The sequence below is a fragment of the Bacteroides sp. MSSM.1001136sp1_RTP21357st2_D2_RTP21359_211015 genome, assembly GCF_040913205.1.
GTDB lineage: Bacteria > Bacteroidota > Bacteroidia > Bacteroidales > Bacteroidaceae > Bacteroides > Bacteroides ovatus.
Genome location: NZ_JBDFVF010000030.1, coordinates 73,045 through 85,392 on the forward strand (window position 1 = coordinate 73,045; position 12,348 = coordinate 85,392).

Annotated in this window: 12 protein-coding genes and 1 pseudogene; 4 read left to right on the top strand and 9 right to left on the bottom strand. The window is 46.4% G+C overall.

Features of this window, described 5'->3' with window-relative positions:
• Position 1 precedes the first annotated feature (1 nt).
• From AB5217_RS18320 to AB5217_RS18330, 3 genes are all read left to right on the top strand, one after another.
• Positions 2-271, top strand: a complete 270-nt coding sequence (locus AB5217_RS18320) for a hypothetical protein (RefSeq protein WP_004318665.1) — start codon at positions 2-4, stop codon at positions 269-271.
• A 62-nt stretch (positions 272-333) separates the two neighbouring features.
• Positions 334-513 carry a transposase gene (locus AB5217_RS18325; protein ID WP_224263081.1) on the top strand — a complete coding sequence of 60 codons (180 nt, stop codon included), beginning with the start codon at positions 334-336 and terminating at the stop codon, positions 511-513.
• A gap of 7 nt (positions 514-520) precedes the next feature.
• Positions 521-1,618 (top strand): transposase, encoded by a 1,098-nt coding sequence (locus tag AB5217_RS18330; protein WP_032854232.1) that lies wholly within the window; start codon positions 521-523, stop codon positions 1,616-1,618.
• Position 1,619: 1 nt separating this feature from the next.
• Here AB5217_RS18330 and AB5217_RS18335 read toward each other — a convergent pair whose 3' ends face one another.
• From AB5217_RS18335 to AB5217_RS18365, 7 genes are all read right to left on the bottom strand, one after another.
• Complete coding sequence (locus AB5217_RS18335; protein WP_004308145.1) at positions 1,620-3,779, bottom strand: BACON domain-containing protein; 2,160 nt, start codon at positions 3,777-3,779, stop codon at positions 1,620-1,622.
• An 83-nt stretch (positions 3,780-3,862) separates the two neighbouring features.
• Complete coding sequence (locus AB5217_RS18340) at positions 3,863-4,753, bottom strand: hypothetical protein (RefSeq protein WP_032844647.1); 891 nt, start codon at positions 4,751-4,753, stop codon at positions 3,863-3,865.
• 54 nt (positions 4,754-4,807) lie between these two features.
• Positions 4,808-5,314, bottom strand: coding sequence for a hypothetical protein (locus tag AB5217_RS18345; protein WP_004308147.1), 507 nt, complete (start codon positions 5,312-5,314; stop codon positions 4,808-4,810).
• Complete coding sequence (locus tag AB5217_RS18350; protein ID WP_004308148.1) at positions 5,315-6,223, bottom strand: fimbrial protein; 909 nt, start codon at positions 6,221-6,223, stop codon at positions 5,315-5,317.
• A 47-nt stretch (positions 6,224-6,270) separates the two neighbouring features.
• Positions 6,271-7,194, bottom strand: a complete 924-nt coding sequence (locus tag AB5217_RS18355) for a FimB/Mfa2 family fimbrial subunit (protein ID WP_032844649.1) — start codon at positions 7,192-7,194, stop codon at positions 6,271-6,273.
• Between the two features lie 238 nt (positions 7,195-7,432).
• Entirely contained in the window at positions 7,433-8,593 is a 1,161-nt protein-coding gene (locus tag AB5217_RS18360; RefSeq protein ID WP_032844651.1) for a hypothetical protein, read from the bottom strand.
• 108 nt (positions 8,594-8,701) lie between these two features.
• Entirely contained in the window at positions 8,702-9,529 is an 828-nt protein-coding gene (locus AB5217_RS18365) for a hypothetical protein (protein WP_225693909.1), read from the bottom strand.
• 419 nt (positions 9,530-9,948) lie between these two features.
• Between AB5217_RS18365 and AB5217_RS18370 the strand changes: the two genes are divergently transcribed.
• Positions 9,949-10,461 (top strand): hypothetical protein, encoded by a 513-nt coding sequence (locus tag AB5217_RS18370; protein ID WP_171033839.1) that lies wholly within the window; start codon positions 9,949-9,951, stop codon positions 10,459-10,461.
• Between the two features lie 7 nt (positions 10,462-10,468).
• Here the strand turns inward: AB5217_RS18370 and AB5217_RS18375 are convergent, their stop codons facing one another.
• Positions 10,469-11,035: a DUF3575 domain-containing protein gene (locus AB5217_RS18375; RefSeq protein ID WP_004318675.1), complete on the bottom strand. Its 567-nt coding sequence runs from the start codon at positions 11,033-11,035 to the stop codon at positions 10,469-10,471.
• 581 nt (positions 11,036-11,616) lie between these two features.
• Positions 11,617-12,348 (bottom strand): annotated as a pseudogene (locus AB5217_RS18380) (hypothetical protein); the annotation flags it as partial.

The window sequence follows — 12,348 nt, forward strand, 5'->3', positions numbered from 1 at the left end:
TATGTTTTGTTACGCGTCGAGTGCTGTCAATGGAGGTGCTAAGGCCGGGATAACCACTTGTAGCTTGTCCACAGATTTTATTATTTCTGTACCTGATGGAGCTGACAACGAATGGAAAGTAAGCATGTATCCAACACTGAAAACATATTTCTTTAGTGACCTTTTTGGATTCCATGATCAATATGAAACGCTATTTGATGATGCGGCAGAAAGCTGGATTGGCATCGAAAAAGTTTTTAACTTGCCGACTGTCGATCTGAAAGATGAATGATTTGTTACGTTGATATTAATAATTTCTAAAGTTATTGGATTATGAGAAAAACATTCTTGGTGATGAGCAGGCTTATCGATTTATTTGTGGATATCTTGCCTATAGATGAGCTTGGGTTTAAACATGTCAAACTTCAATCAGAAGGGAGACCACCGTATAATCCTGCAACATTACTAAAATTGTATTTATATGGTTATAAGCACTCAATAAGATCATCAAGAAAGTTGGAACACTTCCTGTAAAGTAAATGTGGAATTATGGTGGCTATTAGGAGGCTTAATGCCCTCTTTTCGGACAATTGCTTATTTAAAAAAAAATAATGCGGAGGCTTTTAGAAAAGTCTTTAGGCAGTTTGTCCTTATGCTAAAGGATATGGGTCTGATAGAAGGCGAAACCATAGGTATAGATTCTTTCAAGATATTTGCCCAAAATAGTCTCAAAAACAATTATACACAAAAGAAGATAGACAGACATCTTGAATATATAGATAACCGTATTGAAGAATTTGAAGTAGCTTTAGATAAGACTGATAAAGAAGAAGAAAAAGAACTTCTTAAATCTAAGATTAAATTACAACAAGACAGGCGTAAGAAATACGAAACTCTTGATACGGAATTGAAGAATAGTAATGATACTCAAATAAGTCTAACAGACAAAGATTCAAGAGCATTAATGTTAACCAATAATGTATCAGGAGTTGAATATGCGGTTCAAGCAGCCTTTGATAGTAAACACAAATTATTGGTTCACTCTCATATTGGAGCATCAACTGATAAAAGAGAACTATCAACAGCGGCATTGACCGTCCAGGAACTACTACAATTAGATTCGTTCAACACACTTAGCGATGCCGGTTATACTAGCGGCGACCAACTACAAGCCTGTAAATATTCAGGAATATGTACTTATTCATCGCCTATGCCATCAACATCACCTAATTCGAATTCCATACCACTGGCTGAATTTCATTATATAAATGACGGAGATTATTATATCTGCCCTTGTGGAGAACAAATGACAACAACAGGGAAATGGAGAATCCGTCCCAATTATAGATCAAAAGTATATAAAACATCAGCTTGTGTAAATTGCTCAATAAGAGAAAAATGTACTCAAAATCAAAATGGCAGAGTAATAGAAAGAAGTGAATATCAAGATGTAATAGATGAAAATAACGCCAGAGTTATGAATCATCTGTTGCAAGGGCGCGCAGCAGACATTCGTAATGTCGCACAACTTCCGCCTCTTCACCGCCCTGACGGGAACTGCCACAGCCCCCCAAAAACAGTCCAAACAAAAAGACTAAAACAGTTGATCGTTTCATGGTGCTGTTTGTTTAATGGTTAAATTACTGGTCATGCACACAACGGACACTACCGCCCAGCAGATAATGATAACCATAATATTCATTAAACCCTGCAGGTAACCCGGCCGGACTATGAATGTCATTACCGGCACCATGCATTAAGGCCCATCTATTACGATTAACCCTATATGTGGGCGCTGTTTTTCCAGCTCCGATATCAGGATTCCAATATATTCCTGTATGTAATACAGAGGCAGGAGAATGTCGTTGAGGTGATGAATATATCATTGGAGTTTGTGTCCAGATAGCTAAAACGCCTTCTTCATATCCACCATCGGGGGCAGATATGGCTGGAAAAGACTTAGCTATTCCCGCACCGCTTTCTATCAATCGAGTAAATACAACAGGATAAGAGCCTGTTATAGACTGTATCAGATTAATAACCTCCCAAGCCGTAGGGAGTCGCCAGCCATCGGGGCAGGCACGTTGGGGAATACTGCCATAATAAATGGGTCCGACCATAGCTGGTGCCAAAGAATATGAACGAGGACGAGCAGCCATATTAGGACCTCCTTCCCTACTGGCGTCTATCATCCAACAAACACCACCATTACCCATACGGGTAGTCTGATAGTTACTGCCACCGATACGCATAAGTTTCATGGAATTTCCGAAACCACAAGCCGGTTGCTGGCTTACATGCAAACGATATTCCAATTCGTTAGCAGAATTTCCTGTTCGTATGGAAAGGACAGCACTACGCATATTCTGGGTAAAGTTCTTACTGTTTGCCGAAATAGTAACCGTGGCTGGTACTCCCGCTGTACCCGAGGTTTGGCTGAGTGAAATCCATGAAGGTTTTCCGGTTATTTGCCAATTGGTATTCTCTGTAGTTATATTTACGGGTAATGAAGCGACACCTATTTGGATATCACCGTCAAAAGCGAACACCCGTTTGTCCACCGTCAGCCGTTTGTTCCCTCGTACTATTACTTCTTCTTGTACCTCGTTCCACGGCACGATACGGCATTTAAGGGTATGGTTTCCTTTGAAAGCTTCCTCGGGAGTTTGGGCCGGCAACCCGTCCACACTTTCCACTTGTACTTTATATTCATGATTACGCAGAATATCCATCGGCACTCCCGAACCGTAGTCCTTGAAGTCGAGGCGGTAGTAACCGTCTACCGACGGCTTAGAGCCGGTGAGATACGGCTTCACGTGCATAACCAGACAAAGGTCGTCCAGCGCATTCCCGCCCGAGGGGCGGTTCTTGTTGTCCACCTCGCACAGGTAGAACGTCTTTTGTGAGCCGTTGAAAATACCGATATTCCCGGGTGACACATCGCTGTTCAATGAGGTGAATGTACCCCGTGTCTGCCGTGCCCCGACGGGTACGGTGGGAGTATTCACTTGCTTGCCCGTCACATTATAGTTGTCCGGTGCAATGCGTCCTTTTGCCCGGTAATTGTACAGCCGCAGATCGTTGTAATAATAGAAAAAGCCTTTTAGGTCGGATTCAAGAGGATTGATAAGCGTGAACTTAGCTACCGCACGTATCATCGTCACCTCTTGGGGAGCGCCAGAGGGAGAGAAACCTTCGCCCACCGCTTGGTTGGGAAGCTCGCCCCACATGGGTATGCCATTCGTAAAGTCGGGTGCGGCATCCGTTCCGACATCGAATGCCAGGCGGTTCATTACCCCCTCTTTCTGTTCTCCGAATGCAGCAGCAAGGGTATTCACCTGCTCACGGACATTGGCAAGCACCACGAGTGTCTGATGTTCGGGAGCTCCCATCAGCTGTACACGTACGGTTTGTGTGCCGATATCGTATGTACCCTGTGCACGGTAGAAGAATGTACCTTTCTTTATATTCGTAGGATCTGCAGGATCAACCTTGAATGAAAGTACATCTACAGTATTGATTCCATTTTCATCTATAGCACGTGTCAGCGGCGCACGCGTTTCGGAACTTTGCGAGGTGTTCATTTCAGCAGCCTGTTTTGAAGCACCGGTTTTAAAGTTCAGGTAAATAACGGCTGTATGTCCGTTCGCTTGCGGCACCGACTGCTCCGCATCATCACTGCAAGCGGTCGGAAGGAGCGCCGCCATTGCAATCCACAGCACAGCTGAGGCATGTCGCCTCCACAGATATGCCACACGGGTGAAACCGGATAAACCGGAAGTCTGAAATCCTATATTCATTTTTCTTCTTTTTTTAGTAATATATCTATTTTTTATATCAACTTTCTTACAAACTAAATTGCATCGGTCATATACCGTCTTACTTATTTATCGGCGAACAGACGAACGGAAAACCCGTGGTGTTTAACGTCTCTGTAGTTCGCGAACGCAGAGTACGAGTAGAAAGACACGTTCCAAGCATTGCCGAGGAGGCTGGGAAACTCCGTGCTCGACCAATACCGACCATATTCGCCTCGGGCTTCGAGCAAACCACTCGAAATGAACGTTGGGAAGGAGATATAACCGGCAGCCGGAAAAATACGAACGACAGCCTTGGAAGTATGGCTATCCCACCAAGAATCATTATTGATAGTGCTAATGTTTCCTGTAAATGCGCTGCCCAAGTAAACACAATCCACTTTCAATAGGGAAGTAAAGTCATGGTTGGCAAACGAACCCACGCGGGTGTAACGGTAAGCACAAACCATATTATTATCAGTAGCAAGAGGGAAATCGGATAGGGAAGAATCATCGATAGGATTACCGGTACCTTGTTTGAAACGCAGAGCGTAACAAACACCGTTACCCGAAGAGAAATAATCGTTGGCGAAAGTTTTTTTGATGCCACCGAACTCAATAGCCTCGTTGACATTAGAAGTATTAGTAGGGGAATCATATTGGGTATTACCGCTGTAGGAGAAAACGCCCGTCAACTCCCAGCGGGAAGGCAGGTGGTAACCATAACCGGGATGCCCCAGTTTAAAAAAGACATCATCAAAGAGCTTCTTGGCATTTGGATTGTAAGTATCATTATTCTCTCCTGTGAGCACGTACCAATTATAATAACCGGATTGGTCATTGCTATGGCTCGAAGCCCAATGAAGATTAGGGTCAGTCTGGGCTGCAGTGGGAGAAATACCCGGAGGAACGGAAGAAATGAAAGGAGAATTATAGATAGAGCCACCGGCGAGGTTATATTCGGCAACATAATCCAAAGGCGTACCGATCTGCTTAATATTGATTTTAGTATAAAGTCGTCCAGCCCGTATCTACAGATAACCATCCTTGAATCCCTTGCCATTCGTGATGGCCTGCAATTCCTCCGTAACCGGATTGGTGAGAGTGGCGCCAGCCGCCCCACTGTTTTGACTGGGTTTCAGCCATGAATTAGAAACTGAAATTGTTGTTCCGTCGGCATTATAGGCACCGACCTTCCACCCACTGGGGTAATTGGTGCGCACAGAAAATTTGTTCTGTGTGCTTGTGGCATCGTGCTTGCCTTGAAGTGTCATCGCCGTTCGGGTCACTGCCAAGAAATGCCCCGATTCATTGAACGTTATATCTGTGAATGCGTCTATCACGATGGGCACTACTACGATGTTATGGTTGGTAAAGTTGTCCGGGCTGGTTACAGCCTCGTTCAAAGTGGCAAACCCCGGCCCTTTCACTTCCTTGATGGTGAAAATATAGCGGTGGTTGCGCAGAATGGGCATGTATTTACCCTTTTCGTAAGGACTCGTGCCACCGCCCTTGATACCGTCCCATGTATAATCCATTCAGTAGTAGTATTCTCTTCCTTGATAGGCAAGATTTATAACTATACAAGGACGGCTGCCGCCGGAGATAGCCGACTGTTCATTCAAATAATAAGTGATGACATTCGGAGATGCGGTGTTTGCAGTTCCCTCAAGCGGGTGCCCGCCACTGACTGCTGGCTGCGATGTGGCAGGCAGTGTGGGAGTCATGTATCCCGACTGTGAAGCGGTGGTATTGTATGTAGCAAGATCTACCCAAACGCGTCCGTTGCCTACGGAATTGACGAAGTAAACCTTTCCCGCAGCTGTCGTGGCTCCCGAAGTTGTAGGATTGATGATATCCACCTTCGCCAGCATGCGGATAAGCGGTATTTCCTGCGCAATGGTTTGCGACACACCGGCTTTCAGTTCAAAGCCTCCCGCCGGGGCATGCTCGCCGTACATGGGTATGTATGTGCCCGTACCTTCTTGTCCGAACCTACCCACGACTTCCACTTGCTTAAGAGCATCATAGGTGGAACCGGCTGTTATATTTGCCAGTTCTGTTTGGGCATTAGCTATGAGAGCTATACGTTTGTATCTGCCCGCAATAACGGGCACAGAGAAGTATTTCGTATCCGAAGAGCCTGAAAGTGTATGCAACGAGCTGCCCAGAATATCATATTTCACCTTGACTTTCTCCGTACCGCCTTCATCGGCAAACATCAGTACGGTAATCTCTGTTATCCCTTTCTCGTCTACACCACGAGTATTCGCCGCCCGGAAATCGGGAATCCTGACAGAAAGTGTCACTTCGGCCGTCTCACCTTTGCCGGACACGGGCGGAACAGGAAGAATGAGTTCGTCTTGCCGGCACGAAAGTACGAGCGGCAGTAATAACAGGACCGACAGCAGGTTGCGGAACGGTATGATGATTGAACTACTTGGCATAATATATTGTTTTATGATTTGCATTTCATGATTGACCGGTGCGTTTTTTACACTCCTCCGGGTTTTACATTCTGATTTTCCCAATTCCTGATCGTTATTTTCGCATGACCGTTTGTAAAGGTAATCTCGATAGGAATGGTTACTTCAATATCTTCCTCCATCGGTATGTGGTAGCGGGCAATAAGCCCTGCCAACGAAATCGGGGGCACGATATGGTTTCCCGTGGTGGGATCGATAATTTCCACCATGCCGGGGGTATCGGCCTTGAAACGGGGGATGTCAGTCGTGGCATTAGCATGGTGGTTGGTGACATCATATGCTACGGCAGGCTGGAATGTCTTGTTCCGGCTTACGGACTGGAGACGCCATGTGCCCGAGGTTTCGTCGAACACCGGTCGCAAGGCTGACTCCATGCCCGTGATGTGTACCACAGGCTGCACGCTCACACCATCAAGGTGAAGACTTACACGGATAGTGCCGGGGCTGAAATTGACAGTATGGTCTCCAGTCTCGTGCTCACTGACCGTAAGTGGCGTGACAGCGAAAAGAAGCCGATCAAGCGTGGGGATGGAAGCGGAAGTCTCCGCATGCGGGTGTGAGGCGGAAAGGTTCCTTATGGTTTCTCCTTCGGAAAAGCCGCCGAGCTTGGTCTGTGCATCCGAAGCATTCGCCCAGAGCACGACAGTGTAGTTTCCCTGCGGCAGATACATCTCAACACCCTGCAAACGGTCAAGTTCACTCTTCTCCAGCGTCTGCATATGCTCAATACTGCCATCGGGACGGTACACACACAGCCTCACCCTCTGAACACGCTCTCCGAAAAGGTCAGCGGCAGAGCCGCGAGGCTTGTAGGTAAATCGTAACAGGGTATCCAGAGGGCAGCCCTCCAGGGACTCCCTGATGCACCTCGACAAGACTAAGGTTAAAATACCGGAAAGCATCAGGAAGCGTATAGCTTTATACAATTTCATGCGTAGTATCTTTTAGGTGAATAACTGTGGTTATGACTTTATATGAATATACGTGTTATGATTTAACAGGTTATAGAAATACAGGTCGTGAGGTCAGGGCAAAAGACACCCACGACCTGCTTACATTCCGCCGTGCGAGAGGAACTGGTGAACTAGTAAAATGAGCTAAAAATCTCCTCTACGCAAACGGACTTGTAAAAGAAACAAACAAATACAATATACCTTGATGGTATGACAGTTAGAGATTAGGCTTGACAGGAACGACCGTCCAGGCTTTTACCGTCACCTTCAACCAAACGCTGACAGCACTGGTATTAGGTATTGTGGAAAGGTTGCTCTCGTCAAATGTAAAGTCGGCTTTCGAGATAGTATAAATCTTTCCTTTTTCCAGTTCTACAATATTGCCACTGCCATCTTTGAATCCTCTCACGGTGATAAACTGGTCACCTGTGCCGAAATTCACGCTGCTGCCGGCCTTAGCAGCCAAATTACTCAACTTAAATACGAGCTGGAGTTGCTCGTTCGCGTCAGTACTGTTACCGTTAGGAACAACCTGATATGCCCAACGTTGCCCTGCAGTTGGCGGAATGACTTCCTTTGGGATACCTGTAGCAGCGACGGCAGACTGGTCAAAGAGTTTTCCAGCGTTAGCAGGGGTGTAAAGCCCCTGTCCTTGAGCATAGGCAGCAGGAGTAGCACCATATTGTACTTTCGTTCCCACAACGGTACCGGCCAGGTTGAACTTTTCAAAGAAGTTATTCACATAGATTCCTTCCAGCGTAAAACCATCCACCGCACTGGAGGCCGTAGTCGCCAGACCTTCGATTTCGACACGTGCCACGGCAGGACCGATTTCCACTTCGGCATACTTGTCACCGTCCGTTATTCCAGGGGCATAAGGCAGGGCCGGACTACCGGTAGTCCATGTCTGCAGGGGTTTTTCATCGCCGCTCAACACCACATCCGCAACTGCAGACTGGCTTGTGATTTCCAGTTGTACAGCTTTCAATGCAGCTACGGTTCCACCTGTAGGCAATGAAGTTCCGGCAGGAATATTACCACATACCGTTACAGTGGTAGCCGCCGCGGGTACATCCGTTATTTGGGTACCGGTAGTCAGATTCGCAATCGTGATGAGAGTGGTTGTAGTCGCGTTCACATATTTCAGAATGCTGGTCCCGTCATGGAAGTATACATGCAGATTACTTACCGTAGCAACCGTTCCCGAGGCTACAGGAGGCTCGGTCGATCTCGTCAGCGTCGGCAACTCCAGCTTCATGAATACGCTTCTCGCTTCCCCGTTCTTTACGTCAGGCACTTCGATGTCATCGTTACTGCACGCGGTGAATGCTGCAGCCATAGCAACCATTGTAAACACGCTTAACAAACTTTTTTTCATAATCATTGTAATTAAATTGTTAATAAAAAAATAAACACTAATAAAACACTTGTTAATATTTAATTCGTACTTATACTTTTTTTCCTGTTTTGTTCTTTCTACTTTTTACTATTTCCCTTCCGCTATCCTGTCCAGTTCCATACGGAGCCCGAAGAACTTGGGAATGAGGTCCGACAGTTCCGGATCCAGGGGAATACGCAGGACAAGATTGGGATTCATGCGGCAGGCCGCAAGCATATGTTCCACTGCTAAGTAATCATCGCCCTGCCGGGCGCTTACCACAGCATGCAGGTATTCCTTGCGGGAATCTACGGGTAACTGGTCTAAAAGAGCGGAAGCCTCTTTATGATAACCGAGCTGTGTCAGGCAAAGGGCGGTGTTATAGTCAGGCCGTTTTTCCAATATCGGCAAGGCTTGCCGGTATTGTCGCTCTGAAAGGAGCCGCAAGGCTTCGGCATACTCTTCTCCCTGCGGAGTATATACGGGACCGCTTGCCGCAAGAGAGTCTGTCTCCGCAGAAGCTATGACATATTGGTCCAGAGCGGAACGGTCAACCAGGTCGCTAAGCGAGGCCACAATGAAGAGCAGCGTGTCCGAGGCGGCAGGCCGCCATGTGCTGCGGTCGGTGGCTTCCACGATAGACTCTAGCCGCACACGGAGCTTTTTCATTCCATCGGTGACGGGCAGAGAATATACATAGTTGTAGATATAATCATGTCCGGAAACTGAATCCGAATTCTGGCGGACCATCACGGAGTCGATATAGGGGAAGGGAATCATACGCCGGCGGATTTCATCACGGTTACGGTCATTCATCTCATTTTCGGCAATCCGGTCGTAGAAATAACGGTGGCGGGAGATGTCCATCGAATCGGTGGCGGTGAGGACATAGTTGTGTATGTTGGACAGGCTGCGCCCCCCCGTTATAAAGGTCACGGAATTTCGAAGGTACACGATCGGCGGTAAGCTCGCGTTCCAGCCGGTACATCGGCCAAAAGGAGGCCGTACGATGATATTTACGGTCATAGGAGGCCCACAACCCGAGCGTGTCACGACCAGCCACATAGCGCCGTACGCTTTCTTCGATCCGCTTGCGTTCCAGGCGGTGACGGAGTGTCGCACGGTTGGCCTGCGTACGCGTGTTCCAGAAATTCTGGCGTTCAAGGGCAAGGCGTTTCCACTTCTCGTAGGCAAGCTGACGGTCGCGCTCCTTGCCGTAAAGTTCATAGAAGAACCTCTGCCGGCAGGCGATATCCTTATTGATGCCTTTACGGTCAAGATACACACTATCATAAGCCGAAGGATCGACAATTCCATTAAGAAACAGCCTGTACGCCTTATAGTCCGCTTCCTGCATGCGGGTAAAGGAAGAACCGGAAAGCACAACAGGTGGTAGCGGGAAGCCTGAACTGTCAGAGGTGCAGAGCATCGGGGTGAGTGTGACACGCCAGCAACTGTCAATCAGGAGGGAAGGGACATGGATATTGAATTCCAAACGCACGGAACCTTCCCGCATGGTGACCTGCTTGACGACCGTGCGTGCAGCGACGATGTCAACACCGCCCAGGTGTATGGTTTTCCATACGTCATCCGTACTGTCGGAGACCTCTTCGAACTCACCGGGAAGAGTGTCCGAAGAAGTGGTGAACCCCACCTGTTCGGCAAGCACTCCGGAAGGTGCGCTCTCCTCGTGGGGAAGAAAAATATTAGGACGGCCGGACTGCATAAACAGCCGCATAGTCCGCGGTTCGCGGGAAGTGGAACAGGACACGGCCAGTAACACTCCCGCGCAGAAAGCGGCGGCCGTTATGTGGGATTTGAGATACTTATTCATCATTCAACTTTTTATATCTTGTTTCAACAGATAAGATGGTTTCAGAAAAGATAAACCAGATTAACGGCGGTACGTGTGGGTGTCACATAGACACCGGAGCCCTTGCCGGTACGCTTACCGCAGTTCACGCAACGGTAACGTTCCCAGTCGGCCCAGACAACACCGAGACCCAGTTCGAACTCCAGATTCCAGCGACGCGAAAGGGGGCGCACCAGCCCCGCAGAAAGCCCGCCGCCGAAAGCTGTGCCTTCGTAACGGTAGCGATGTCCGAACAGACCACCCGCATTATATATGGAGAACACACCGTGGAGCCCGATAAAACAACCCCTTCCGTAAGTTTCGCGCATCCAATAACGCACACCAGGCTGGACTGTGAAGTTTTTAAGCTTGCCGTCATCCCAAAGACGGAAAGGATTGTACTGTACGGGAAGATGGGCGGACCAATGCGTGGAAAAAGCCATGGAACCCTCCACATTCAGATTCCCCGTACCTAAACCCACCAGATTGGTTCTGACAGAATAAAACTGCGCGGAAACCTTGTCTGAATACACAAGGCAGGCCAAGACACAGGCAAAACATAAAAAGTACTTTTTTCTATTCAAATTCATAATTCAAACTAGGATAACTCAAACTTTAAGTGGATAAACAAAACATGCACCCAAAGTAAACGGATGAAAAGCTGTGTCATCATAATAAGACTGTTCTTATTCTACGTGCAACCTGTAAAAATGAAGTATTTTAATGAACAAGAAACAGTTTTATATTATCACATCTGTTTTGTTTTTCCTGGTTGCAAAAGTAATAACACATAAATCACGAGTTACAAAATGAAACCACAAATCTAACGTCCGCATTGCATAAAACATTATAATACAGAAACATAAAGACTTCGTTCTTCTTATTTTTCTAACACGACGCTAACAGATGATTTACAACCTTAAAAAATATAGGGCAATCAATAAGTTTCTGACAATTGACTGGAATAGTAACAGATATTATAATGAAAGCATCTTCATACTTTCCGGACATACCTCCCAGGAGAATTAAACCTGTTATGGCTTACCTCCATGACAAAACCATTCTACAATTACATCATTCCGGTATTATGGCAAAAACAATCTGAACATATTCTAGATTTAATTACCGGATGATGCATTAGTCATTGGAACCTAGTATAAAGTTGAAATACCTATCCCAGAAGGCTTAAGAATAATTCTTTATTAGCTGTTTCCGTAGATTTAATACGTGATTTGAGCCGTGACTTGCGAGCGTATACATTAGCCACCGTATCCTTCATGAATAAGCTAATTACTTGCGGTGAAAATCCTACAAAAATATAGCATAATAACCTGGTGTCGGAAGCTTTCATAGTTGGAAAATCTTCCTTGAGCTTGTACATGGCATTGTCATGACAAGTGTTTACGATTTTTTCCAGTTCTTGCAGTATGCCATTGTTTTCTGCAAAATCTGTAATTATCTGCTTTACTTCATTAAATATGACTGACTGTTGCGATGTTGTATTTTCACGTTCATAGTAGGTCTTTCCAAGTTTATCGACAATGTCAAAGCGTGAAGCAGCCAATCCTCTTAAATAACTTTCCGTAGTCTGCTGTTCTTTCACGCGTTCAGTAAGAGCCTTGTACTCGGAATTGGCTTTCTCTGTCAATAACAAATAATGGTTGGTACGATCACGTTGCATGCGTAAACGTTGGCGGACGATATACCAGGCAATTCCAATAATAAAAAAGGTAGCGGCTGCTATAGCTATTTCCCAGACAGTCCGGTTTTTCATTCTGTATTGGGCGAATTTTGTTCGCTCTTTAAAATAGTCCCGCTCGACCATACCGGCGGAGAATTGCATGTTTGAGCGCATTATTGAATCGTTCAAGTAGATATAGCGATGTACATTGTCCGTTGCTTT